The sequence below is a fragment of the Salipaludibacillus sp. HK11 genome, assembly GCF_047795645.1.
Taxonomy (GTDB): Bacteria; Bacillota; Bacilli; order Bacillales; family Salisediminibacteriaceae; genus Salipaludibacillus.
In genome coordinates this window covers 2,248,258-2,274,428 of record NZ_CP181045.1, presented here as the reverse complement: position 1 = coordinate 2,274,428, position 26,171 = coordinate 2,248,258, and the positions used below count along the sequence as shown (strand labels likewise).

The window sequence follows — 26,171 nt, the reverse complement described above, 5'->3', positions numbered from 1 at the left end:
TTCGCTTCGACAGCTAAAAGTTACGCAATACCCCTCGCACATTGCGGGAATGAAATGAACTCTATGACGTTCACATTGGCTATCTTATTTGCACAACGTACAGTGTATAATTTTTTATGAACGAAGTCAAGGTAATGTATAGAGGTTTTAATTAACTACTAGAAAAAGGTAAACCATTATCCATAAATTGAGTATCGCTATTGCTTAGAAATAGCCTGTTAAACAGCAAGATTATTTTTTCTCTGAGTAAAGTTCGTGACTCAAAGGTGATGGCAAACAAACGTATGAAATACAAATTTTAATATCAATAGCAACGTCTCAAAGAGCACATACAATAAAGTTGAAAAAATTATTAATTTAATCGTTAAAAAACCTTCATTGGCATGTATAATTAGTACTATGGATTGACTTTTAATATTAAATTATGTAGGTATTTTATTAGAGGGAAGGGGAAAACATGAGTGGAAAACTATTATTAGAACAATTCTCTCGCATTCTTGACACTGTTTTTAGAGAAGGAAATTCAACTTACAAGCAATACAGCCCTTCTATTGTATTTTTCGCTGAAAGAAGTGGAGAAGTTAAAGTAGTTCGTCAGCGAGGAAGTGTTTCTCCCAATATGGTTGACTTTTCTAATGATTTAGTAGGGAAAGTGTTAAATGAAACCAATCCTTTTTATCATGTTTTGACAACGGAAGTCACGGTTGAAGATGATTTATATAAGTGGGAGGGGTTGTTAGGTGTTATCGATGATGATCCCAAACAAGATTCAGTCGTTCTTCAAGCTTATTTAGATGGGTTAAGTCAGGTGGTGAGGTTGGCTTCTCAAAAGCTCCAAACAGATAAAAAACTTAACCAAGCGAAGAAAGATAAAAATATTCACTCAACGATAACGAAAATGTTAAATGAGACAGATTATACAGAGGATGCTGAATTTTTTTCAAGAGCTTTTGTTCGAGTTATCGAAGAATATGTTAATTCCGGTGAAGTAATGGTCTTTTTGAAAGACTCATTAAAATCATCATTTTACTGCAAGGCTTCATCAGATTCGTTAACTTTAAATATTAAAGATTTTTATAAAATAGAAGAAAAAAAAGTAGAAGATATAATAAAAACATACAATTCTACCAACTCGCATTTGATAAAGAAAGAGGATATGGACAAGTCAATATTAGTAGAAAAGTTTTATCTTGATGATTTCTTCATGATTCCTATTTTTAGAGAAGGTGAATGTGTCGGAATCATATTAATACTAGCCACTGATGGTACTTGTGATGTCCAATCTATAGATGAATTAATCTCTTTGACTCTAATTCTTGGACCGTGGATAGGAAGAATAATAAATTATCAGGATATGCAAATTGAAAAAGTCAGAAATAATTTATTGTTAAAAGTAAATCGGAAATTTTATTCGACGATGGACGTAAATAGTATTCTTAAAGAAATCCTTCATGCCTTGCATGAAGCATATCCTACATTTGAAGTTAACTTGATGTTGTCTAGCGATTGGAATGTTGCTGACTATTTGCCAGTTGAACCGCTTGAGATCGCTAATCCAAAAAAAGACCCAGGATCGAAAGCATATCTAACTGGAGAAGTACAGGTGCTCGATAGTATAGTGGGACATAATACGATTCTTTTTGTTCCTCTGAAAGGAAAGCAAGGTGTTTACGGAATCTTTAAAATGATTACAGACAGTTCACAAATTTTCCTTCAGAGCGAGTTAGATTTTATTGAGATATTAGCAAGTACTGGTGGGAATGCTATCGAAAATGCTGAGTTGTATCAGCAATCGCAGCAATATATTCGTGACCTTCAACTAATTAATCAAACATCGCATCAACTAAATGCTAACCTGAAACTTGAAGAAGCGATCGGTTTTATGATTAGTCAAATGAAAGAGGCTTTTTTAACTGATGATGTTGGATTTATTATGCTTGATCACCATTGGTCTAAGAATAAAAATCTTATAAATTGGAGTGAGTCTTCTTTTCATGAAAAGGAGAGGAAACCATTTGTTGATCAGTTATTAAAGCGAATGGAAGAAGAGAAAGAAGAAATTTTTCTTGGGAATTGGTCATTAGAGGGGAGAGAATTCCCTTTTAAATCAGTAATTGGTATTCCGATGGTTCATAATGAGAAGGTTATAGGAGCGGTTCTTGTTTTGGGTAGGGATTCTTATGCATTCAACTTTGATATGTTTAAACTTTGCCAATCTTTCGTTCACCACTCGTCTTTGGCTATCGTCAATGCTATTTTACATGAAGAGATGAAAGAACTTGTTGTAACAGATTATTTAACAAAGTTATTTACTAGAGAATATATGGATGAGAAAGTAGCTGAGTCAATGCGTGATGATGGTTATGGAGCATTTATTCTATTTGACATAGATCACTTCAAAGGGATAAATGATCGATATGGCCATCAAACAGGTGACCATGTTCTAATCCAAGTAGCGAAGGTTATTCTGGAGAACACAAAAAACCATACGGATATCGGTGTTCGTTGGGGAGGAGAAGAGTTAGCTGTTTATCTTCCGAAAACGAAGTGTAAAGAAGCAGTTAAAGTAGCAGAGAGAATTCGAGGAGCTGTTGAGGAGAATACTGATCCGAATGTAACAGTGTCGTGTGGGGTTTCAGAATGGTCTCATGTGAATGGTATCCCTTCACTAACAAAATTATTTTCCGATGCAGACAAAGCGATGTACAAAGCGAAACATTCAGGGCGAAATAATGTGGTTTCTTATGAAGAAGATAGCGTGGATCAACTCAATGGTGCAAAAGACACAAGTGAGAGAGTTTAAGAGTAATGACATCAAGAGCATTCGCTTTACGAGTGCTCTTGATTAGATAACTTGCGGCACTATCAAACAGGCTGGTATAAGGGTTACTTTTCACAGGTGTACAAGCAAAGTTTTAACAAAATGTTCAAGTCCCTCTTGATCTTCTTTGGAGAATCGTGATTTTAATGGACTGTCAATATCAAGCACGCCAATAAAATGACCATCTTTCATTAATGGCACAACAATTTCCGAATTGGTTGCTGCATCACATGCGATATGACCCGAGAAGTCATGTACATTATCGACACGTATCGTCTTTTTTTCTTTTACAGCCGTTCCACAAACACCTTTGCCATAAGGGATATTAACACAAGCTGGTAAGCCTTGAAAGGGTCCAAGAACTAATTCACCATTTTTCCATAAATAGAACCCTACCCAATTTACATCAGTAAGAAATTGATTTAATAGAGCAGAGGCGTTACTTAAGTTTGCAATCTGGTCCTTTTCGCCACTTAATAGCGCATCGAGTTGTTTATGAAGTGATTGGTACTTTTCCTCTAATGATCCGACTATCGTTTTGTGTTCAAACATCTGACTCATCCTTTCAAAATATTAGTGGGATTATACCATATGGAAGACAAATTTGAGAAATATAAAAAATGTCGATAATTAATGGCAGGAAAACCGGTTGTTAATCATGAATTGTTTTAATGCGAGTGTCAATTAGATATGTTTAGTTGAAAATTTGAGGGGGAGACCATGGAGAAAAAAGCATCGAAGGAAAAAGTAATAGATGCAGCAATCGAGTTGTTTAATGTAAAGGGTTTTACTGGCTGTTCTGTAAGAGACATTGCTAACAAAGCTGGAGCAAATGTGGCTTTGATATCCTATTATTTTGGCAGTAAGCAAGGCTTATTAGAGCATTTAATGACAGAATTTTTAGAAGGATACGTGTCTGCTATTGAAACGCAATGGAAAAAAGTAGATGGTAGCGAAGATCTTATATTTGATCGATTATTAAATGCGATTTGGAATGTGATGATTTATCAGCAAAAACATCATGAATTAGCTAGATTTGCCCACAGAGAAATTACGTTGGATACTATTTTAGTTCGTGAATTAATGTCGACATATTTGAGTAAAGAAAAAAACTATTATCACTCGTTACTAGAAGTAGCCTTTGACAGGGGCGAGTTGAATACGAAGCCAAATGAATACTTTGTTCTTCAATTACGTGGCATGCTCACTTTGCCGTTTTTACATCCGCAGTATATTAGAGAAGTCTACCACTTAATGCCGCATGAGAGTGACTTCTTAGATCAGTATTTTTCTGAACTATGCGAATGGGTGGCGACGCATTTTAAAGATTCAGTAACAGCCTCTCCAAATATCGGAGAGGCTGCGGATAATTAGTGTAGAAACTAATAGATTAATTAAATGAAAAATAGGGTATTTAATCTATCATGAGTAAATTTAAAAGAATGTTTGCAAAGTTGAACGCCCTTGTCCCAGTTGTTTTGCTACATGCGCATCTGAACCATAAACCAAGGGTATATTCATATCCTTAGCCCTTTTTACCCACGAGACTGGTGGATAAATTTCTTGACAATGTTCTTTATAAAGTCCGGCAGCGTTTACGTCTAATTTTTTATTCTCACTAACCATAGAGGTTAAAGTCTTTTCTATTAAAACAGAATCATCAAATGTTCGAGGAAAAAGCTTTTGAAATTTTCGAACTAGCGTGATATGACCTATACGATCTGGAGAGAATTTTCCGAACGGATACGTAATCGATTGGCACAAGGTGTCATAATATAATTGATAAACATTTTTTACAGAACCACATTGGTTTACAAGTTCCTTAAAAGAATCTTGACTATAATCTAAACAGATATAAGGCCCTGATTTTGGCTTCAAAAAATGAACAGACAAAATGCTATCATCTAACTCTGGTCCCCACGTATTTAAAAAAGATGTCGTTTCTTTTTCATAGCCTTGAATGTAATCGACTTCTAAGCCTACATTAATTTTAATTTGATCTGAGTAATCTTTCTTAACTTGAAAGCATGCATCAAGATATAAGGCAAGTGAGTCTGCTGTCATTGCACTATCTTTTTCAGGGACGGGGTCAATAAATCTCTTGGGTAATGGAGCGTGTTCAGTGAATGAGATAGAAGCAAGCCCAAGATTAATTGCGTTTTCAACATATTCTGACATTGCGTCAACTGATCCATGAGGGCAATAAGGTGTATGTAAATGTCTATCATGGTCGATCAAATGAAGGACTCCTTTCGTTTTCACCCCAAATCATGAATAAATTAGCCCGAAAATGACATTTTCATGATATGATAGGAGTGGATAATCTTATTCAATTAAATTGCGGAAGTTGTAAAATTACAAATAAGTTTGACGTAAGCAGAAAAACTAGTGTTTCATCCAAAGATCACCATGTTCAGCAGAGCCAAATAATATGTTAAATGAATTTAAATTACATAAACAATCCGATATAGTATAACACAAAATTTGAATAATTTTAGACAGTTAATAATTTAGGTTGAGGAGGCCTCATCATGTCGTTATATATCATCTATGCTTCTATACTTTTGTTCTTATTTTTTATCATTTATGGGGCATGGTCGAGGAAAAAAATATATAAAGAAGTCGATCGCTTAGGAAACAAGAAAGTTCTACTCATGAATAATCGTGTCACCGACGAACTTGCTAGAATAAAGGGACTAAAGATGTTAGGTGAAACAGAGGAACGATTTGAACAATGGCGTCAAGAATGGGATAATATTGTAACAATTCAATTGCCAAATATGGAAGAAAAACTTTTTGACATTGAGGAAATGGCTAATAAATATCGTTTCCAAAAAGCAAAGCAATATATCAAATTTGTCGATGCAGAATTGGATGAAGTTGAGCAGCAGATGAAACAAATGGTTGAAGAAGTGGATCAACTAATACATAGTGAAGAACAAAATCGTCAGGATATCGATAAAGTGAAAAACGATTATGATGAAACAAAGAAAAAACTATGGATGCAAAAAGGGACGTTAGGTCAAGCTGGAATTACACTTGAGCAAAGGATGAAAGATGTTCAAAAGAGTTTTGTTTTCTTTGATGAGCAAACGGAAGAAGGCAACTATTTTCAGGCACGCGAGACACTATTAAATGTGAAAAATTTAATTGATGAGTATGATTCACTTATTGATCATGTCCCTCAATACTTGGTTAAAGTTGAGAAAGAGTTGCCGAAACAATTAGATGAATTGGAAAACGGTTTGTCAGAAATGGAGCAAGATGGTTATCCAATCCATCACTTTTCCTATCAGTGGCAAGTGAATGATATGAAACGCCGTGCAGTTGCTTCCCTGCCACTAATTGAGCATTTAAAGTTAGAGGAAGCAAAACAACCAGTAAATAACATTGAGCAAGAAATCAATGACATATACGAAAAACTTGAACATGAAGTTTTGTCTAGGAATTTTGTAGAGAAAGAATTACCAGTTTTAAAAGAAAGATTGAACGAACTTCCTCGCCTTTTTTTAGCATTGAGAGCGGAAACTGAAACGATAAAAATCAATTATCAATTAAATGAAACGCACGATAAACAACAAAATAAAATCGAAAAACAAATTAAAGATTTGTCAAATCAGTATAGTGTGATTGAAGATGCATTAGAGGAGAAAAAACAATCTTTTACAACGTTACGAAAAATGACACAGGATTTTCTAACAGAACTAGGAAATGTTGAAAAGGAAGTTCGTGAGTTGAAAGAAAATCTCAATCACCTTCGCAGTGACGAACGAAAAGCAGAAGAATCCATTCGAGAGTTGAAAATGATTCTTGTTAAAGGACAAAAAAAATTAAGGGAAAATAATATTCCAGGCATTCCAGAAATGTTAATTAATCAATTGGATGAAGCGGAGTCATTACTCCGACAAGCATCCAATTATTTAAATCAAACACCTATCTCTATGCCTGATGTAAATCATAAAGTAGATCATGCGAAACAAGGTATTGATGAATGGCTTAATAATTTAGAGCATACGGTTGAGCAAGCGAGACTAGCTGAGTTGGTTATCCAATTCGGTAACCGATATAGAAGTTATAACGACCAAGTAAATATTAAATTATTGCAGGCGGAAGATCGTTTCCGAAGTTATTTATACGAAGAGGCATTGGAGATGGCAGTAGATGCTGTGGAAACAGTAGATCCGAAAGCTTTAGAGAAAATTAAAGAGCAAGAGAATTTACAAGTATCTTATTCCTAATAAAAAACAGCTCCTGTCTTATTTAAAAGAAGTAAAATGAGGGAGGAAAATTACATGAGACGAGAATGGATTGCAATTACTGGGATAAGTCTTGCTTGTATTGCGGTATGGATGGTTCTCTTTTTCACTTTCTTTACTGGAAATGATGTTGAGAGTGAAATAACAACAGAAAACGATGAAACGATATTTGAGTACTCTGATGATCAATTAGCTGAGGAGCAGGAAGAGAACACTAGTCCTGATTCTTCTGAAATTGAGGTATTGGATAATGAGGGTGTTGAAGCAAAAGAAATCAATTCCGACGATAATACCACCATAGATAAATTGTCCTCTACAGACTTTTTAGTCGATTCCGAGGAACAAGAACTGTTAGAAACGTTAATGGTAGATAACATTAGTGAACGTGGGATTCATCAAGGTGATTTAGATCATTTGATTTCTGATGGTGTGATCTCAATAGATGTTGTCTTAAAAGAGATTTTCGAAGAAGATTTTTAAAGCCTACCATCTTATATTACTTAAGATGTAGGCTTTTGTCTTTGTATGCTAGTTCAACTCACGAAATGTTCCAAGTTATCAGAACGGTAACCTGTAGGATTTGAATGAAGTATGGTAAGATATTTTTTTGAAAAGGTATTTGATAATTAAAGGAGTTCATTATAATGGTCTATTTTGATAATAGTGCAACAACTCGCCCATACTCTGAAGTAGTTGAGGCGTTCTCATCTGTATCTCTTACTTATTTTGCTAATCCGTCTTCCCTCCATTCATTAGGAAAAGAATCTGAACAATTACTCACACATGCTAGGAAAAATATAGCATCATTACTGAATGTAAATTCAAAAGAAGTTTATTTTACATCTGGTGGAACGGAAGGGAATAACTTGGCATTAAAAGGAACTGCCCGACAACTTCAATCTCGTGGCAAACATATTATTACGACCAAAATAGAGCACTCCTCATCATACGAAACATTAACTGAACTAGAAAAAGAAGGATTTTCAGTCACATATTTACCTACGGACAACCACGGGAAAGTAGACGTAGAAGAAATAAAAAATCAATTAAGGGATGATACGATACTTGTATCTATCATCCATGTAAGCAATGAATTAGGAACGATTCAGCCAGTGGAAGATATCGGCAAATTGTTGTTGAAATATCCGAAAGTTGTTTTCCACGTTGATCATGTTCAAGGAGTGACAAAAGTTCCGCTCAACTTTCATGATGCAGGAATTGATTTATGTACACTTTCAGCTCACAAGTTCCATGGATTGAAAGGGACAGGCGTATTATATGTACGCGAAGGAGTAAATGTTTCGGCGCTTTTTTCAGGTGGACAACAAGAAAGAGGTGTCAGGCCAGGTACTGAAAACCTTGCTGGTATTGTTTCGATGACAAAAGCATTAAGGTTAGCACTCATTGAGTCAAGCAAAAAAATTGAACTAATGAGAGAACTCAATAAATCGATTGAAAAGCAATTACTAGAAATTCCTGGTGTAAATGTGAACTCCCCTTCTAATCGTGCACCTCATATTTTAAATGTATCGACTCCATATTTAAAGCCTGAAGTGATTGTCCAAGCCTTAGCAGAGAAAGGGATCTTTGTTTCTACAAAATCAGCTTGCTCATCAAAACAATTTGAACCGAGTAGAATTTTGCAGGCATCAGGATTTAGCGACGAAAATGCTTCTTCTTCCATTCGAATTTCTTTATCTTTTGATAATACTAGTGAAGAAGCAGATTTTTTCGTGAAATCATTTAAAAAAATTGTTTTTAACATGAAAAAGGTTGTGAAAATTAAATGAATTATGAGCACTTATTAGTCCGATATGCAGAATTATCGTTAAAAGGGAAGAAACGGAAATTTTTTGAACAGAAATTAGAATCAAATATTAGGATTGCACTCCAATCCTATCCAGAAGTAAGAACGAGTCGGTCATTTGGTCGCATGTTTATTAAATTAAATGGTGAAGATGAAAATAAGGTAGCTGATGTATTGCAGGATGTTTTCGGGATTTATTCGTTTAGCCCAGCATTAAAAGTACCTTTAGATGAACAGTCAATTTGTGAAGCTGGACTTTGGGCCGTAAAAGATGCTCTGTCTGCAAATGGAGGAACATTCAAAGTGTCGGTACGCAGACCGAATAAAGATTTCCCAATTGGTTCTCAAGAGATGAACAAAGTTGTGGGCGGATACATTTTAAAAAAAATTGATGAATTATCAGTAGATGTTCATGAGCCGGATGTCCACCTTAAAGTAGAAATTAGAGAAGAAGCTGCCTATATTTCCTGCAAAGTGATTAAAGGAGCAGGTGGACTCCCAGTTGGCACGAGTGGCAAAGTAATGTTGATGTTATCTGGAGGAATTGACAGTCCTGTAGCAGGCTATCTTGCCTTGAAAAAAGGTGTCACACTGGAAGTAGTTCATTTTCATAGTCCACCTTTCACAAATGACCGTGCAAGACAAAAAGTAGAGGATCTCGCAAAAGTTCTTACAAAGTATGGTGCTAAAATTAACCTCCATGTGATTCGGTTTACGGACATCCAAACAACGATTCATAAGCAAATACCGGATAATTATGAAATGACTGTAACACGACGGTTTATGTTGCGAATCAGCGAAAAGTTAGCGGAAATAAATGGTGCTAAAGCGATTGTTAATGGTGAAAGTTTAGGACAAGTAGCAAGTCAAACATTGGAAAGTATGTTCACAATTAACGAAGTAACCAATATGCCTATCTTACGACCGCTAATAACAATGGATAAATTAGAAGTAATTGATTACGCGAGAAAAATTGGCACATACGATATTTCAATCTTACCGCATGAAGATTGTTGTACGATATTTCTCCCGTCAGAATCAAAGACGAAACCAAATTATCTAAAAGCGCAAAAATACGAAAGTTATTTAAATATTGATGAGATGGTTGATCAAGCTGTTGATCATGTCGAAACAATGGAAATAACGAAACAGGAAGAAGCGAACTCGTCATTTGATGATTTATTTTAATCCTTTAATTGGATGATACCCCAATCATTCTCTTGCATCTTCATCTCTCTTGCTGCACATTCTATGTGTACAAGGGAGGTGATAGATATGGCGAATAACAATAGTTCAAATCAACTCGTAGTCCCTGGTGTTAACCAAGCGTTAGATCAAATGAAATATGAAATTGCACAAGAATTTGGAGTTCAGCTTGGTCCTGATGCTACTGCTCGCTCTAATGGTTCCGTTGGTGGAGAAATTACAAAGCGATTAGTTCAAATGGCTGAACAGCAAATGAGTGGTAAACAACAATAATCATACAAATAATTGGCTTAAATGGGCACTTTAAATAGGTGTCCATTTTTTTGATTTTATTTCCAATAACCTGTATGATAAACTTGTTAATTATTTTTACTGTGAGGTAGAATTATGTATGTCAAATTGATAAGTAAGTATCCTGAATAGGTATCAATAGTATAGTTTTAGAAGGGTTCGTGATTGAGGAGGAAAATTGAAATGGGAACATTGTGGTACGGAGGTAAAATTCGAACGTTACAAACCGAAAGCGAGTTATTCGATGCTGTATTTGTTGAAAATGGCGAAGTGGTCGAATTGGGGACATATGACTATTTTATTAATAACAAACAGATAGATATTTCCAAGGAAATAAACTTATCGGGTTCAGTGATGTATCCTGGTTTTGTCGATAGTCACTTGCACATGATTGGTCATGGAGAAAAATTATTGAAATTAGATGTCTCAGAAATCACAAGTATAAGGAATTTAAAACAAATTTTATTAGAAGCAACGAAAGATTTAAATGACGGGGAATGGTTGTTGGCCGAAGGGTTCAATGAAAATCTTTATCCTGAAAAAACTGTACCTGATCGAAAAATTTTAGATAGTGTATCAACTAAGCATCCAATAATGATAACTAGAGTGTGTCGTCATGCGTTGACTACCAATACATATGGCCTGAACTTGGCTAAGATTGATGCAAAGGTAACTGATCCACCTGGGGGTATTATTGTACGAGATGAAAAAGGCGATCCAACAGGCTACTTACACGATCAGGCTCAGGAATTATTGAAAAATATTCTTCCAGTTGAAGGGTTTGCCTATATTAAGAGAGCACTTGAAACTTCACTTGAAGACCTCTATAAAAACGGTTATGTAGGGGCACATTCTGAAGATTTAAACTATTATGGGAGTGCGGAAAAAACGTTAGAAACGTTTTATCAGGTCATTGATGGGGAAAGTAGAAAATTCCGAGCAAATCTGTTAGTCCATCATGAAGTGGTAGATGAGGTAATCAAATATCGGGATAAACAGTCTAATCCAGAGACATTTATTGAAATCGGGGCTGTCAAAATTTTTGCAGACGGAGCGCTAGGCGGTCGCACAGCTTTATTAAGCGAGCCATATAGTGACGACCCAGAAACACAAGGGGTAGCGATACATAGCAAAGAAGGATTAGCAGAGGTAGTTAAAAAAGCTAGAGATTTAGCTATGCCTGTCGCAATTCATACAATAGGTGATTTGGCGTTGGATTACGCAATTTCTGCAATTGAAGACTCCCCTGTACCAAGGGGGAAACGTGATCGACTCATTCATTTACAAGTGGCACGACAAGATTTGCTTGACCGTCTAAAAGTTCTACCGGTCGTATTAGATATTCAACCTAGATTTGTTGCTTCTGATTTTCCTTGGGTCGAATCAAGGTTAGGAGCAGCAAGGTTGGTATACTCGTTCGCTTGGAAAACGATGTTAAATAATGAACTCATTTGTGCTTTAGGTTCAGATGCACCGATTGAACCTGTAAATCCATTGTTAGGAATTCACGCTGCTGTCACAAGGAGGAAGCCAGAAGAAAATCATGAAGGTTATAATAAAAAGGAGAAATTATCCTTATATGAAGCACTTCAATTGGTGACAAGGGGAAGTGCTCAAGCAATTTGTAAGGAAGATGATCGAGGGATAATTGCCCCTGGTTACCTAGCAGATTTCACTGTTTTAAGTGAAGATTTATTTGATTTGACACCAGATCAGTGGTTGCAAGTGAAAGTAGACAAGACGATCGTAGATAATACGATTATGTATGACCGTAAAAAAAGCAAAGTCCATTTTTAGGCCTTTGCTTTTCATACTAAAGTACTTCCTATAGAAAACTACGTTTTACTTTATGAACGAATAGGTTATCTTTCATTTTTAAAGTCTTAATTTCTTTTTCAGACACTTTTATTGAAATTTCGTGAGAGTGGCGAATGCTTAACGCTTCATTATCAGCAGCAATAATTGGATGGTCATTTCCATCTTGAATAATCTTTAACACGAGTTCGCGGTCTTTGCTTAACAGTAGTGGCGACCCCAACGTACGGTATTGATTGTTATTTAGGGAAGCGATTTCTGTCAATTGCATCGATTGTAGTTTTGGATCAACAACCGCTCCTTTTAAAGATTTATTGTAAGCTGTGCTTCCGGTTGGAGTAGATACAACGAGCCCATCACCTCGGAACGTTTCGAAATGGTTCCCATCGATGTAAACTTCCAAAGCGAATGTCTTAATTATATTTGAACGAATCGATAATTCATTTAAGCAATGGAAGCTTTTCATCCCATCGACATTCACTTCTATCGTTGGGTACCGAAGAACTTCAATATTTTCTGATTGGAGTCCGCGTTCGATCTTTTCTAGATTTGTTGTGCTAAAATCAGTATAAAAACCAACTCGACCGTCATTTACACCGATGTATAAACAATCATCACGAAAATTTGTTTTTCTAACTGATTGAAGAAATGTTCCATCACCGCCGAAGCTGACAATCATGTTTGCATCTTGAGGGTCGTCAACTAGTGTAAAGCCATATTTACGGCCTAGCGATCGAACAGCCTGGACTTTTTCTTCGATTTCTTCAGTTGGTTTGTAAAATAGATAAGCTTTGTTTCGTTCATTCATAGTAGTGATTCTCCTTTTCTTAATTAAATTGCAATTCAGTTTGTTGAGAAGGACATGGATTAGTTTTGGTATTAGTTTTACCGATTCCTACTTTAATAGTATCAGAAAATCGATTGTCTTTGGATTTATAAAGTGACTTTTTTGTTAAATGAATTATGGAAAGATAATATTGATAAGATTATACATACAATTACAGGAGGTTATAATGAATACAAAAAGATGGTATGCAGTAGTGGCAGTAGGTATCCTTTTTTTACTATCATCAGCAGTTAGTCTGTTTTCGACTGATGTTTCAACAACGTTAGAGAATTTTTTTAGTGGTATTGATGAGGATTTTCATGAAAATGTTATTGAAGAAGGTTCGGAGCAACTTGGTAAAGTAGCCGTTATTCACCTTAATGGTGTAATGACTGACGATGTTGGAGGAGGGTTATTTTCAGGTGGTTATGATCATAGCTTGCTTCTCGATCAACTCGAACATGCAGGGGAAGACCCTGATGTACACGGTGTGATTCTCCGAGTGAACACTCCTGGTGGTGGTGTCGTTGAAAGTGACGAAATCCATGACAAAGTAAAAAAAGTACAAGAGGAGTATGGGAAGAAGGTTTATGTATCAATGGGAAGCATGGCTGCTAGTGGAGGTTATTATGTTGCAGCACCTGCTGAGAAAATTTATGCGAACTCACAGACATTGACTGGATCTTTAGGAGTGATTATGCAGTCAATTAATGTTAGTGAATTAGCTGAAGAGTGGGGTATTTCAACAGAGGTAATAAAAAGTGGAACGTATAAAGATATTATGTCTCAAACAAGAGAGATGACTGATGACGAACGTGAAATCCTCCAAAGTCTTGTGGATGACTCTTATGAACGATTTGTTGATGTCATTGAAGATGGTAGAGATCTGGACCGTAACCGTGTATTAGAATTAGCTGATGGGCGAATTTACACAGGTTCTCAAGCGCTAGATGAAGGTTTAATTGATGGAGTGGGACACTTAGACGATGTAATTGACACAATGAAAGTAGATTTAGGGCGTGGAGATGTTCGTGTTGTTGAGTATGGTACAAATCTTGGTTTTGGATCACTACTTGGAGGAACAGCACAACAACTTGTAGAGAATCAACGATTATCTGAAGTTAAGGGCTGGTTGCAACAAAACCAAGGCCCACAGTTAATGTACCTATATACGGATTGAGGGTGAAGATGATGAGTGAAGAACAAAAATTAAACATGGCATCTGAACAAGAATATATTGAAGTAATAGAAAACTCGCGACAGGGTACTGAAGTCACGATACTATACGCAGGGTTTTGGATGCGTGTGTGGGCTTATCTCGTTGATTTATTTGTTGTATCAAGCTTGAATGGGATTTTGTTAGTTCCACTTTTCCTAGCTATAGATGTGAATTTATCGATAGGAATTTTCACCGTTGGAGGTGTAATTTCAACAATTGTTGCTTTTACCTACTTTACTTTGATGACAAAGTACTTTCGCCAAACATTGGGAAAACAATTACTTGGCATCAAAGTTTATTCATACAAAAATGAAGATTTGACGTGGATGGATGTTGTTTTTCGAGAAATTATAGGTCGTTACCTTCATCAGTCCATCGTGATAACAAATATATTGTATTTATTCGTCGCTTTCTCTCCTGAAAAAAGAGGAATACATGACAGAATTGGCAATACGTTTGTTGGACTCGAACCAAGAAAAGGGCGAATAATTACAGTTGAAGCTTCTGAATAAGTATTTGCTAATCCTAACAGTTAAAGCTGTTAGGATTTTTTTTGTTAAATTGGATAACATAAATAGGTAGAGGAAGATGTTGGATAGTATGGGGTGAATGACGATGAATATTATAATGATTATTAGTATCACCATAATAGTATTATTGTTATCAATCCTTTTTCTTAAATTGAATATTAAGATAGAGGTGAAACAAGCGAATAAAGACTTTGATGCAAAAATCACGATCCAAGTTATTTCTCGTTTTATAAAGTACACGGTTAAAGTGCCTGCTTTTGACTTAGATGAGGAAAGCCCCTCTGTCGTGGTCAAGGAAGAGGGAGAAGGAGTTGGTCCAGAAGAGGAAGAGAAAATAAAGTTTTCTGTAAATGAGTTTATAAGAGATGTTCAACAGCTTCAGGAATTTCTTGAGCGAACAATCGGATTTTATAAAATATTACATTCGTTTCTAGCTAAAGCTGAAATCTCAAAATTTCAATGGAAGACACATTTAGGATTAGAGGAAGCTGATAAAACAGGAACTGGCTGTGGTTTTGTATGGATAGTTAAAGGTACATTTATCGGTTTACTTGCTCATTATATGCGTATGGTTGATGAACCAAAAGTTCAAGTTGTCCCTCATTTTCAAAACTTATTGGTTGCAACCAGTTTTCAATGCATGGTTTCATTTCGAATCGGTTATGCTATACATATGGGTTTAAAGATATTACGGCATAGAGAAAAAAATAAAAGAAAAAAAGCAAAATAACATCAATGATTAACTAAGGGAGGAAGATCAATGTCTGATCATCCAATTCAAGGGCTAATGAAAACAGCAATGGAAAATTTAAAAGAAATGGTGGATGTCAATACAATTGTTGGCGATCCAGTTGAAACACCTGACGGAAGTGTGATTTTACCGATTTCAAAAGTTGGGTTTGGTTTTGCTGCAGGTGGAAGTGAATTTGTTATTGACCATGCAAAAGACGAAAGCGAAGAAAAACATCCTTTTGGTGGTGGTAGCGGTGGCGGAGTTTCAATTACGCCAGTAGCTTTTTTGGTTGTCACTAATTATGGGGTTAAAATGATTCATCTTGATCAGCAAGCTCATTTATATGAAAAATTAATGGAATTCACTCCTCAAGTAGTGGATAAAATTCAACAGATGATGCAATCTACTAGTAGTGATTCAAATCAACAAGCGAATGACCCCACCTCAAATGGTCCAACAGTTTAATGATTGAAACTGTTGGAATGGTGCAAATAGGTTTATAACTATTGGGTATTTGTGGTACTCTTATTAAGATAGTGATTGTATAATTAATAGGAGGAGATCTACAAATGGCTAACGTAACATTCAAAGAAAAACCAGTAACACTGATAGGAAATAGTGTTTCAGTGGGAGATGCAGCACCTGACTTTACCGTTTTGGCAAATGACCTCTCTGAAGTGAAACTATCTGATTCAAAGGGAAAGGTACGACTAATCAGTGTAGTACCATCTATTGATACCGGTGTTTGTGATCAGCAAACGCGCAAATTTAATGAAGAAGCTGCGAAACTTAAGAACGTGGAAGTGCTTACGATAAGTGTCGACCTTCCTTTTGCCCAAAAACGTTGGTGTGCAGCAGCTGGCATTGAAAATGTCCAAACACTTTCTGATCATCGAAATCTTGATTTTGGAAAAAAATTCGGAGTTGCTATTGAAGAACTTAGATTACTTTCACGGTCTATTTTTGTTGTAGACAGTTCTGATACTGTAACTTATGTGGAATATGTTCCAGAAGTAACGAATCATCCAAATTATGAAGCAGCTGTGGAAGCTGCCGAATCAGCCAAATAATTATTTGGGAAAGCGCCTAACAAGGTGCTTTCCTTTTTTAGTGTTTGTTTTTTTTACCTAACAAGTTTTAAATTAATGTGACTAAATAACATTTTACTAATTTTTGATAACTGATAGCTAATCTTATACAATGGGGAAGTATTAGTAAGAAATGTTATTTTGGAAAAGGGACGTGACAAAGGATGCAAGAAAATACAAATACAGAACGGATATACCTCATATTAGATGAGGGAGCGGAGATTATTAAACAGGAATTAGATTTACCATATTTGGATGCTCTTGGAGATATGGGAGAGAATTTGTTTCAGAATCAAGTCCTACAAGAGTTAAAGGAAGACAAAAAAGAAAAGATTTCATTTTTGTTAACGAAAATTTCCAAAGAAGATATTGCACCAGAAGAATATCGTAGAGCAATCCAACTAGCTGTCTTAAAAGGAATGAAAGAAGCTACCCAACCTCATCATGCGATGACTCCAGATGCTGTCAGTCTATTTATAGGCTATATTGTGAACAAGCTGTTAGGTTATACTCCTTCTGATAAACCGGTTCTCCTTGACCCAGCTGTTGGTTCTGGTAATTTAATGACAGCTGTTATGAACCAATTGGAGGTTGAGGGACATTTTGTTGGAGCTGATCCAGATGAAACGTTATTAAAAATTGCGTATACAAATGCAAATTTACAAAAACATTCGGTCGATCTTTTTCATCAAGATAGTGTGAGTACCAGGTTGATTAATAATGCAGATTTGGTGATGTCAGATTTACCTGCAGGTTACTATCCAAACGATGATAAAGTAAAGACTTTCTCTACAAAAGCGGCGGAAGGACACTCTTATGTTCATCATCTTCTTATAGAACAGGCGATTAATCATGTGAAACCAGGTGGTTTTGCGATTTTTTTAGTGCCTAATAATATTTTTCAAACGGAACAGTCAGCAAATCTGCATGCATTTATTAAAAAAGATGCAATGATATATTCCTTAATGCAGCTTCCTTCTTCCATGTTTAAGAATCAACTAGCGGCTAAAAGTATTCTTGTGTTAAGGCGGCGTATTCAGGGTATGATAGAACCTAAACAAGCCCTTTTAGCAGAGCTACCTTCATTTACAAGAGAGGCTGCTTTAGCAGACATGATGCAACGGATATCCACTTGGTTTGATGACCATTTAAACCAAGAGAAATAAATCTTCACAAAAGTTTCATTTTTGCTATATCTGTACTATGTTTTATCTAATTGACAATCTGTTTAGGGACAGTTATATGTTGATGGGCTCTGTATTTACTTTTATTACAGTGTTTTTTGAATTAAATCTGTTATAGTTCTGTTTTGAATAGTTGATGGAACAGAGGTTGCATTCTTTATTCACTCATGTTTTAATTATTTATGTTGATAAAATGAAGTGATACGATAAATAAGAAGAATGATGAAGGAGCGATTAAAAGATATGTCGAAGATTATGGCGATAAATGCTGGAAGCTCATCTTTGAAGTTTCAGCTATTAGAGATGCCTAGTGAAGAAATTGTTACTAAGGGAATAGTTGAGCGAATCGGATTAAATGATGCTATATTTATGATTGAAGTCGATGGAGAAAAGAAAAAGGAAACAAGAGAGATTGCAGATCACGCTAAAGCAGTTGAAATTTTGTTAGAAAAACTTACGAGTTTTGGAATCATTAAATCATTAGATGAGATTCAAGGGATCGGTCACCGTGTAGTTCATGGTGGAGAAAAGTTCAATGACTCTGTTGTGATAAATGATGAAGTTCTTAAAGGAATCGAGGATGTGTCTGAACTTGCGCCACTTCACAATCCAGCAAACTTAGTCGGTATTCGTGCATTTAAAGAAATTTTACCTAATGTTCAAGCCGTGGCAGTATTTGACACAGCTTTTCATCAAACGATGCCAGAGGGATCCTATTTGTATAGTCTTCCTTACGAGTATTATGAGAAATATGGAATTCGTAAATATGGATTCCACGGTACTTCACACAAGTATGTATCAGAAAGAGCAGCTGAAATGCTGGGGCGTCCAGTGGAAAATTTACGATTAATTTCTTGTCATTTAGGTAATGGGGCGAGTATAGCAGCTATTGAAGGTGGAAAATCGATCGATACTTCTATGGGTTTTACACCACTTGCGGGTGTGACGATGGGGACGAGATCGGGAAATATTGACCCTGCCCTAATTCCGTATATTATGGAAAAAGCAGATTTAACTGCTGAGGAAGTCATGAATGTATTGAATAAAAAAAGTGGTATGCTAGCTTTGTCAGGGTTCTCAAGTGATTTAAGAGATATTGAAATCGAAGCAGATTTAGGTAATGATCGTGCTCGTTTAGCTCTTGAAGTGTTTACATCTCGTATTCATAAATACATCGGTTCTTATGCAGCACGTATGCATGGACTTGATGCAGTTATTTTCACAGCTGGGATCGGTGAAAATAGTGAGACGATTCGTGGTCAAGTGTTAAAGGGTATGGAGTTTATGGGAGTTTATTGGGATCCTACACTAAATAAAATACGTGGGAAAGAAGCGTTTTTGAATTATCCACACTCTCCGGTAAAAGTCATGGTCATTCCGACAAATGAGGAAGTTATGATTGCGAGAGATACACTAAAATTAAGTTAATCTTTTAAAAAGCTGTCCATTTTTTGGAGAGCTTTTTGCTTGGGGTTCATTCAATTGTTTCAATTCCAAAAAAGGAAAGAGGTTTTTAGAATCCTCTTTCCTTACATATTATAAACATTCATATCCATTTGTTAAACATGAGTAACTTTAACATCTTCTCCCGTACGGTACCAAATCCATAAGTCATTAATAATGGAAGCGAGCTCAGCGATATCACTATTTATTTGACAGCTGAGTTGAAAGTTACTTTCCTGATAAAGCTGGTCTTGCAAGTAATTGATCGACTCTTCTATATGTTTGATTCGATCAGGGATGTTTCCGCGAAATTTCTCCCATTGAGCTAGCGTTTCACTCTGTGTTTCGATCGGATACTCATCCCAAGCCTTACTTAAATTAGGGAGCTTGATACCAAGACGAGCATCATATTTGAATGTGACAGTCATAATGAATCCTCCAAAAATTAATCTAATTCAGTTCTTACAATTAAGACATCGCATCTCGAATGTCTTGTGATATGTTCAGACACACTTCCTATCAAGAATCGCTCTACTGCATTTAAACCTGTTGCACCCGTGACAATTAAATCGACTTCATATTTTTTCGCTACATCCTTAGCAATTTTTATCTTTGGAGAGCCGTAATCAAGAATTAATGTCACGTCAGTTAGCCCATCAGTAAGAGCTAATTGTTTATATTTTTCGAGCATTTCCCTAGCATACTTTTCCGCTTCAGAAAAGATGGTTCTGTCATAATGTTCAACAGAAGCAAATGTTCTCGTATCAACAATATGAGTGAGCAATAATTTTGATCCGTTATCTTTCGCTAAAATAGCAGCTTTTTTAAATGCACGTTTAGCTTCTTCAGAACCGTCGACAGCAACTAAAATTGTCTTGTATTTGACTGGCATGATACAACCTCCTTTTTAATAGGTGGAAATAATCATTTATATTGTTATTATATCAAATTTAAATAAAAATAACGAAAAATTATAACTATTTATTTTTGAGAGCGGGGAGATCTTTAGTGCCCATTGTGAATATAATAATAAGTATATCTTTTTACAACTACCCATATCCATTAGTATAATAAACTTAGAATAGATGTAAATAATCCATAATAAATAATTGTAAGAAAGATCTATGATTTTAATTTGACAATGTTTTATAAATGATTTCAAAGAAAAGAGGGTAAGTGATGCGTCATGCGATAATCACAGCTGGGTCAAAAGGACTCGGAAGAAAAGTTTCCGAAACACTATTAGATGAAGGCTATTCCTTAACAATTAATTATCGTAGTGAGAAAGTGATCGGACATTTACGCGAAGTTTGGGCTGATAAACTAGAACGAATTCAATTTGTGAAAGGTGACGTGACTATAAAAGGAGATCTAGTCAATCTTGTTGAAAAAGCATATGAGCGTTTTTCAAGAATAGACGTATTGGTATTGAATGCTGGGCCATATATTTTTGAAAGAAAGAAGTTGATGGATTATTCAGATGATCAATGGTTGCAAATGATTGATGGTAATTTATCTTCAGCATTTTACTTATTTAAACAAGTGATTCCAATTATGAGAGAGCAAAAATATGGAAGAATTATTACTTATGGGTTTCAAGAAGCGCAACATGCACCGGGTTGGGTGTATCGTTCAGCATTCGCTGCTGCTAAAGTTGGACTTGTGTCATTAACAAAAACAATTTCGATTGAAGAAGCGGAGTATGGTATTACAGCAAATATGGTTTGTCCTGGGGAAATATTAGGAGAAATGAAAGAAGCAAATATTGAAGATGCAAGAACTGCTTACGACGAAGAAACCTCGATAGGAAGATCTGGAACAGGGGAGGATATTGCTCGCACGATTCTATTTCTTTCTGAACCGAAGGCGGATATGGTTACAGGAGCAGTAGTAGAAGTGACGGGTGGAGTAGATGTACTTCATAAATATCGTTAATTATCCATGAATAAATCGCCAATTTTTTTCACAGAATGATAATGAGGTGAATAAAAATGTTACGTAACGTAATGATCCTTGTTATTGTTTGTATTAGCTTTAATACTGCGACTCCTGTAACTTTAGCAAAATATAACTTTCTTCAAGATTCATCATTAAAGGTTACGATTGAAACCGAAGAGATTATTTACGAATGGGAGTATGAGAATCCTGATCAGTTTGAGTATGAAGAAGGAGATTCTATTTTTCGCGGTGAAAAAGCAAAGGATTCTTTTGAAAAAATGTTGATGATGATTGACTTAACTGAACCGAAGATTTCCGATGAAGTTGCTAATAAAGTTAATAATGAATACAACATGTTGGAAAGAATAACGATTAAAAAAATTGATGCAGATCAATACATGCAAACGTGGGTTTGGAATAGCACAAAGTAGAATGAGCCCTTGTGGAAAAGTAAGTTTTCACAAGGGTTTTTAGTATTTTCTAAACTTATGAATATACTCGATTATTATTTATTTGCTTGGTATCCATATATAATACTCCTCTAGCGAATATTCGTAATACTAATAATTATAATACCATATTTAATTAAAAATCGATGCATAATTAAGCAAAATACAGGGTATATAAAGGAAAAGATCATGTTTTAAAAGGAGAGGATTTACCTATGAAACTGTCTTTTCACGGACATTCAGTTGTTAAAATTGAAACGAATGGCACAAACATTTACATTGATCCATTTATTACAGGTAATGGTATGACTGATTTGACTTCAGATAATACGAAAGCAGATGTGATTCTCCTGACGCATGGACATAATGATCATGTTGGAGATACAGTGGAAATAGCAAAGAAGAATGATGCTTTAGTAGTTGCGCCCTTTGAATTGGCAACATACTTAGGATGGAAAGGGGTAAATACTCATCCGATGCATATTGGGGGGGCTCACGAATTTGCGTTTGGGAAAGTGAAATACACACAAGCATTTCATGGGTCTTCTTATACAGAAGAAGAAAATCAGCGAATTATTTATACAGGTATGCCAGGAGGGATATTATTTTCTAGTGAAGGAAAGACAATTTATCATGCTGGGGATACGGCGCTATTTTCGGATTTAAAATTAATTGGTGAATACAATGACATAGATGTAGCGTTTTTACCAATTGGTGATAATTTTACGATGGGACCTCGCGATGCTTTGATTGCTGCAGAATGGGTTAACGCAAAAAAAGTTGTCCCGATTCACTATAATACATTTCCAGTAATTGAGCAGGATGCTGTAAAATTTGCTAGAGAAGTTAAGTCTGGTAAAGGGATTGCATTACAAGCTGGTGAGCAGATTACTATTTAATTGTTTTGGAATTAAATATTTAAAGTCCTTAAAAAGATGACGTTCTTTGGAACGGCATCTTTTTTTACCTTATCTCATCTTCCATGTAGTCGCTGACTTCATCTTCGTATATCTGTCCTAAATAGACGCCATCTAGACGCTGGTTACCTTGATCTTGATGCTCTTCTAGTAAAAGCGGCATTAATTTTTTCCATATGACTGATCGCTCAGCATGATCACGGTCAAACTCCAACATAAATTCTTCTACTGACAAGTCTAAACCATCGGACATTCCTCTGACAGAGGGAGGGAGGTTATCTTGATATATATTGTAGTTATAACTTGATTGAGATTCAATTTCTTCCTCACTTACGCTAACAGAATACTCTTTCATTGCATAATCTTTCCAAGCTTTTTCGTATTCATATCTTTCTTCGGCAAGATCAAAAAGCTCGTCAATTGTCCAATTTTCATTGTATTCATGCATCTGAATATAGAGTCGAATAAACCATTTCTTTTTGTCATACCGATTAGTGATATACAGAGGAGTTTTAGCCTCATAAAGTATGATTGATTCTTCGGTTAATTCTTTATAATTCTGAGCTGTTAAGCTGTTTTGTTGTTCTTCGAAAACGACTTCAACCGTATCTTCCTCAGTATTGTATTCAGATGACTCTAATGTGCCGTTATTACAAGAAACTAGTAAAAAAAATAATGGAATATAAAACATAAAAATTAAAAGTCGTTCCGACATTATCGTCACTCCTTTGTTTCATAGAAAATACAGATTTTTTTGTGATGATCTTATTTATATACCCGAAAATGTTCTTCATTTATACATCGTTTTAAATAACACACGATTGAACCTTGAAGTAGCAGGTTGATACGGCTATACTTGTAGTAGTACAGATTAAGAAAGGAAACTAAACAGTTTATTAAAAAGGATGTGAACCCGATAATGACAAAGCATGAACAAATACTACAGCATATTCGTTCTTTAGAAGTTGGAAATAAAATTTCCGTACGGCACATTGCAAAAGTATTAAATGTGAGTGAAGGTACCGCATATAGAGCGATTAAAGACGCTGAAAATCAAGGCTTAGTCAGTACAATTGAACGGGTCGGTACGATCCGTATTGAGAAAAAACTAAAAGAAAACATTGAACGACTAACCTATGCCGAAGTGATTAACATTGTTGATGGATCCGTATTAGGTGGACGAGATGGTCTTTATAAAACACTTAATAAATTTGTCATTGGTGCCATGAAAGCAGAAGCCATGCTACGATATGTAGAGGCAGGTAATTTGCTAATTGTCGGTAATCGGGAAGAAGTACATAAATTAGCGCTTCAAGAAGGAGCAGCTGTATTAATTACAGGTGGTTTTGATACGAGTGAAGATGTGAAACAGTTAGCAGATGAATTGAAGTTGCCAATTATTTCGACTAGTTACGATACCTTCACAGTGGCTACGATGATTAACCGAGCGATCTATGATCAATTAATAAAAAAAGAGATTATTTCAGTTGAAGATATCTTGATTTCAATTGAAAATACAAATTATTTAACAACGTCTCATACTGTTGAGAAATGGCATGAATTGAATGGTAAAACAGGACATAGCCGTTATCCGATTGTAGGGGATGAGATGAAACTTCACGGAATTGTTACGGCTAAAGACGTCATGGGTGTGAGCCCTTTTGTGGATATAGAAAAGGTGATGACGAAGCAACCTATAACTGTTAATAGTCAAACATCTGTCGCATCAGCTGCGCACATGATGGTTTGGGAAGGAATCGAGCTCTTACCAGTTATTAATAACGCCAAAAAATTACTTGGTGTCATTTCTAGGCAAGATGTACTTAAAGCGTTGCAGATGGTTCAGCGGCAACCTCAAGTAGGTGATACTATTGAAGATCTGGTGACGCGCCATTTTGAAGATGTATCGACTGCACGTGAATATTGCTTTCAGCTCGAATTAACACCTCAAATGACTAACCACCTTGGGACGATCTCTTATGGAGTGATGACCACCATAGTTACCGAAGCTGGAAGCAGGGTGTTGCGAAAACATAAAAAAGGTGATTTGGTTGTCGAAAATATCACATTATTTTTTATTAAACCAGTCCAGATAGATGCTATGATGCAAGTTCGTCCCAAAATATTAGAAGTTGGTCGGAAATTTGGTAAGGTGGATGTTGAGCTCTATCACCAGGACCAAATTGTAGGCAAGGCCATGCTTATGGCACAATTAATTGATCGTTAATACTTTTAAGACTTAGCTTGTTCTTCTTTAGCGCGAACAGTATACATGCGAAAATGTTTGTATCCAAAAAATACATTAACGGCTCCGAATACAACAAAAATAAGTGTTGTAATAGCCGAAACTGTTGTTTGTAAATTGACATAACTATTAATCCCAAAGGCGATAAAAAATACGCCAATAGCAATACTACCTTTGGAAGAGTACCACCGTTTTTCAATTGGACCAGAAGCTCTAGACTGTTGCACTTTGAAAAATACGAAGGTGACGAGTGAAGCGAAAATAAGAAATATAAAAAACATTTTTTTCTCCTTTACAAAACCGTTTTATAATAAATGAACTTGTCGTAACTATTGTAAAGTAGAAAGCTAGTGTAAGCAACTTGGAGTGTTCTAAACTTATGAGGAGTGAATAAGGTGAAAAAAGAAATTATTGATAAAATAAAAAAATGGGATTCGATTATTATTCATCGCCACGTTCGTCCAGATCCTGATGCAGTCGGTTCACAAGCAGGATTAAAAGCAATGATTCAAGATTTTTTCCCTGAAAAAACTATTCTTTTAGCAGGAGTGGAAGAGCCATCGCTAACGTTCATGGCTCACATGGACAAGATTACGGATGAACAGTTCAAACGATCTTTAGCGATTGTTTGTGATACAGCGAATACGGATCGTGTCGATGATCAGCGTTATAGTCAGGCTGCTGATTTAATAAAAATAGATCATCATCCTAATAATGATCCTTTTGGTGAGACAGTGTGGGTGAATACAGACGCAAGTTCAACGAGCGAGATGATTTTTGAATTATTTCTAGAAATGGAAAAAGACGGGGCTAAAATGAATGACAATATGGCTCGTTTGTTATATGCAGGGATTGTTGCAGATACAGGGCGTTTTCAATTTCCAAATACAACAGAAAAGACGTTTTATTATGCCGGCAGACTTGTAGAAGCAGACTTTTCTAGACCAGACCTGTATAATTACCTTTACGAAACGAGCTTACCAATTCTCAGATTAGAAGGGTATGTATTAAGCGAACTAAATATTTTACCTTCAGGTGCTGCATATGTGAATTTACCGAAAGATATATTGTCACGATTTAACGTAACTTCGAAAGAAGCTGCATCAATTGTGAATTGTTTTTCGACGTTAAAAGGTTTGAAAGCTTGGGTGTTTTTTGTAGAGGAAGAAGATATTATTCGTGTGAGACTGCGCTCCAAAGGTCCTGAAATTCACAAGTTAGCTGCACGTTTCAATGGTGGAGGACACCCTATGGCATCTGGGGCATCTGCGAAAGATTGGAGTGAAACAGATCAAGTAATTAAAGAATTAGATGAGCTTTGTAAATAGAATTGCAGAGAGACTTGAAGACGGACTTAGACGTATCGAAGGAAGTTTTCCTAGTCGGTTGGGGCATAAACAATG

27 protein-coding genes are annotated in these 26,171 nt (G+C 35.8%); 20 read left to right on the top strand and 7 right to left on the bottom strand.

What is annotated here, in order from left to right; all coding sequences use genetic code 11:
- Nucleotides 1–457 precede the first annotated feature (457 nt).
- A complete protein-coding gene (locus ACM26V_RS11250) occupies nt 458–2,803 on the top strand; it encodes a diguanylate cyclase domain-containing protein (RefSeq protein ID WP_416151509.1) in 2,346 nt (781 codons plus the stop codon).
- A 90-nt stretch (nt 2,804–2,893) separates the two neighbouring features.
- Here the strand turns inward: ACM26V_RS11250 and ACM26V_RS11245 are convergent, their stop codons facing one another.
- A complete protein-coding gene (locus ACM26V_RS11245; protein WP_416151508.1) occupies nt 2,894–3,373 on the bottom strand; it encodes a GAF domain-containing protein in 480 nt (159 codons plus the stop codon).
- A gap of 168 nt (nt 3,374–3,541) precedes the next feature.
- Between ACM26V_RS11245 and refZ the strand changes: the two genes are divergently transcribed.
- Nucleotides 3,542–4,195: a forespore capture DNA-binding protein RefZ gene (gene refZ, locus ACM26V_RS11240; RefSeq protein WP_416151507.1), complete on the top strand. Its 654-nt coding sequence runs from the start codon at nt 3,542–3,544 to the stop codon at nt 4,193–4,195.
- 60 nt (nt 4,196–4,255) lie between these two features.
- On the opposite strand, the gene hisJ is transcribed toward refZ, so the two are convergent.
- The gene (gene hisJ / locus ACM26V_RS11235) at nt 4,256–5,056 is read right to left on the bottom strand and encodes a histidinol-phosphatase HisJ (RefSeq protein WP_416151854.1); all 801 of its coding nucleotides are present in this window, start codon (nt 5,054–5,056) and stop codon (nt 4,256–4,258) included.
- Nucleotides 5,057–5,352: 296 nt separating this feature from the next.
- On the opposite strand from hisJ, the gene ezrA reads away from it, so the two are divergent.
- From ezrA to ACM26V_RS11205, 6 genes are all read left to right on the top strand, one after another.
- On the top strand, nt 5,353–7,059 hold the full coding sequence (gene ezrA, locus ACM26V_RS11230; RefSeq protein ID WP_416151506.1) for a septation ring formation regulator EzrA: 1,707 nt from the start codon (nt 5,353–5,355) through the stop codon (nt 7,057–7,059).
- A gap of 54 nt (nt 7,060–7,113) precedes the next feature.
- Complete coding sequence (locus ACM26V_RS11225) at nt 7,114–7,557, top strand: hypothetical protein (RefSeq protein ID WP_416151505.1); 444 nt, start codon at nt 7,114–7,116, stop codon at nt 7,555–7,557.
- A 164-nt stretch (nt 7,558–7,721) separates the two neighbouring features.
- Nucleotides 7,722–8,867 (top strand): cysteine desulfurase family protein, encoded by a 1,146-nt coding sequence (locus ACM26V_RS11220; protein WP_416151504.1) that lies wholly within the window; start codon nt 7,722–7,724, stop codon nt 8,865–8,867.
- Nucleotides 8,864–10,072: a tRNA uracil 4-sulfurtransferase ThiI gene (gene thiI / locus ACM26V_RS11215; protein ID WP_416151503.1), complete on the top strand. Its 1,209-nt coding sequence runs from the start codon at nt 8,864–8,866 to the stop codon at nt 10,070–10,072. The genes ACM26V_RS11220 and thiI overlap by 4 nt, the downstream gene beginning before the upstream one ends.
- Before the next feature lie 87 nt (nt 10,073–10,159).
- Nucleotides 10,160–10,363 (top strand): small, acid-soluble spore protein, alpha/beta type, encoded by a 204-nt coding sequence (locus ACM26V_RS11210; RefSeq protein ID WP_416151502.1) that lies wholly within the window; start codon nt 10,160–10,162, stop codon nt 10,361–10,363.
- 201 nt (nt 10,364–10,564) lie between these two features.
- The gene (locus tag ACM26V_RS11205) at nt 10,565–12,178 is read left to right on the top strand and encodes an amidohydrolase (RefSeq protein WP_416151501.1); all 1,614 of its coding nucleotides are present in this window, start codon (nt 10,565–10,567) and stop codon (nt 12,176–12,178) included.
- Between the two features lie 28 nt (nt 12,179–12,206).
- Here ACM26V_RS11205 and ACM26V_RS11200 read toward each other — a convergent pair whose 3' ends face one another.
- On the bottom strand, nt 12,207–13,013 hold the full coding sequence (locus tag ACM26V_RS11200; RefSeq protein WP_416151853.1) for an NAD kinase: 807 nt from the start codon (nt 13,011–13,013) through the stop codon (nt 12,207–12,209).
- A 196-nt stretch (nt 13,014–13,209) separates the two neighbouring features.
- Here ACM26V_RS11200 and sppA point away from each other — a divergent pair, with 196 nt between their 5' ends.
- The 7 genes from sppA (at nt 13,210) to ACM26V_RS11165 (ending at nt 19,204) form a co-directional block, all read left to right on the top strand.
- A complete protein-coding gene (gene sppA / locus ACM26V_RS11195) occupies nt 13,210–14,202 on the top strand; it encodes a signal peptide peptidase SppA (RefSeq protein ID WP_416151500.1) in 993 nt (330 codons plus the stop codon).
- Between the two features lie 8 nt (nt 14,203–14,210).
- Nucleotides 14,211–14,753, top strand: coding sequence for an RDD family protein (locus ACM26V_RS11190; RefSeq protein ID WP_416151499.1), 543 nt, complete (start codon nt 14,211–14,213; stop codon nt 14,751–14,753).
- Nucleotides 14,754–14,856: 103 nt separating this feature from the next.
- Nucleotides 14,857–15,501, top strand: a complete 645-nt coding sequence (locus tag ACM26V_RS11185; RefSeq protein ID WP_416151498.1) for a DUF2953 domain-containing protein — start codon at nt 14,857–14,859, stop codon at nt 15,499–15,501.
- Nucleotides 15,502–15,531: 30 nt separating this feature from the next.
- Nucleotides 15,532–15,969, top strand: coding sequence for a GerW family sporulation protein (gene ytfJ / locus ACM26V_RS11180; protein WP_416151497.1), 438 nt, complete (start codon nt 15,532–15,534; stop codon nt 15,967–15,969).
- Nucleotides 15,970–16,073: 104 nt separating this feature from the next.
- Nucleotides 16,074–16,574: a thiol peroxidase gene (gene tpx / locus ACM26V_RS11175; protein ID WP_416151496.1), complete on the top strand. Its 501-nt coding sequence runs from the start codon at nt 16,074–16,076 to the stop codon at nt 16,572–16,574.
- A gap of 182 nt (nt 16,575–16,756) precedes the next feature.
- Nucleotides 16,757–17,758 carry a class I SAM-dependent methyltransferase gene (locus ACM26V_RS11170; protein ID WP_416151495.1) on the top strand — a complete coding sequence of 334 codons (1,002 nt, stop codon included), beginning with the start codon at nt 16,757–16,759 and terminating at the stop codon, nt 17,756–17,758.
- A gap of 261 nt (nt 17,759–18,019) precedes the next feature.
- On the top strand, nt 18,020–19,204 hold the full coding sequence (locus tag ACM26V_RS11165; protein ID WP_416151852.1) for an acetate kinase: 1,185 nt from the start codon (nt 18,020–18,022) through the stop codon (nt 19,202–19,204).
- Between the two features lie 131 nt (nt 19,205–19,335).
- Here ACM26V_RS11165 and ACM26V_RS11160 read toward each other — a convergent pair whose 3' ends face one another.
- A complete protein-coding gene (locus ACM26V_RS11160) occupies nt 19,336–19,647 on the bottom strand; it encodes a hypothetical protein (protein ID WP_416151494.1) in 312 nt (103 codons plus the stop codon).
- Between the two features lie 17 nt (nt 19,648–19,664).
- Nucleotides 19,665–20,111 carry a universal stress protein gene (locus tag ACM26V_RS11155; protein ID WP_416151493.1) on the bottom strand — a complete coding sequence of 149 codons (447 nt, stop codon included), beginning with the start codon at nt 20,109–20,111 and terminating at the stop codon, nt 19,665–19,667.
- Nucleotides 20,112–20,398: 287 nt separating this feature from the next.
- Between ACM26V_RS11155 and ACM26V_RS11150 the strand changes: the two genes are divergently transcribed.
- The 3 genes from ACM26V_RS11150 to ACM26V_RS11140 all read left to right on the top strand — a co-directional run bounded on the left by ACM26V_RS11150 (nt 20,399) and on the right by ACM26V_RS11140 (nt 22,505).
- Nucleotides 20,399–21,154: an SDR family oxidoreductase gene (locus ACM26V_RS11150; RefSeq protein ID WP_416151492.1), complete on the top strand. Its 756-nt coding sequence runs from the start codon at nt 20,399–20,401 to the stop codon at nt 21,152–21,154.
- Nucleotides 21,155–21,210: 56 nt separating this feature from the next.
- Complete coding sequence (locus ACM26V_RS11145; protein ID WP_416151491.1) at nt 21,211–21,588, top strand: hypothetical protein; 378 nt, start codon at nt 21,211–21,213, stop codon at nt 21,586–21,588.
- Between the two features lie 233 nt (nt 21,589–21,821).
- Entirely contained in the window at nt 21,822–22,505 is a 684-nt protein-coding gene (locus ACM26V_RS11140) for a metal-dependent hydrolase (protein ID WP_416151490.1), read from the top strand.
- A 64-nt stretch (nt 22,506–22,569) separates the two neighbouring features.
- Here ACM26V_RS11140 and ACM26V_RS11135 read toward each other — a convergent pair whose 3' ends face one another.
- The gene (locus ACM26V_RS11135; RefSeq protein ID WP_416151489.1) at nt 22,570–23,238 is read right to left on the bottom strand and encodes a hypothetical protein; all 669 of its coding nucleotides are present in this window, start codon (nt 23,236–23,238) and stop codon (nt 22,570–22,572) included.
- A gap of 201 nt (nt 23,239–23,439) precedes the next feature.
- On the opposite strand from ACM26V_RS11135, the gene ACM26V_RS11130 reads away from it, so the two are divergent.
- Nucleotides 23,440–24,750 carry a DRTGG domain-containing protein gene (locus tag ACM26V_RS11130; protein WP_416151851.1) on the top strand — a complete coding sequence of 437 codons (1,311 nt, stop codon included), beginning with the start codon at nt 23,440–23,442 and terminating at the stop codon, nt 24,748–24,750.
- 5 nt (nt 24,751–24,755) lie between these two features.
- Here ACM26V_RS11130 and ACM26V_RS11125 read toward each other — a convergent pair whose 3' ends face one another.
- Entirely contained in the window at nt 24,756–25,049 is a 294-nt protein-coding gene (locus tag ACM26V_RS11125; protein WP_416151488.1) for a YtpI family protein, read from the bottom strand.
- A 114-nt stretch (nt 25,050–25,163) separates the two neighbouring features.
- Between ACM26V_RS11125 and ACM26V_RS11120 the strand changes: the two genes are divergently transcribed.
- Entirely contained in the window at nt 25,164–26,096 is a 933-nt protein-coding gene (locus tag ACM26V_RS11120) for a DHH family phosphoesterase (protein WP_416151487.1), read from the top strand.
- Nucleotides 26,097–26,171 lie beyond the last annotated feature (75 nt).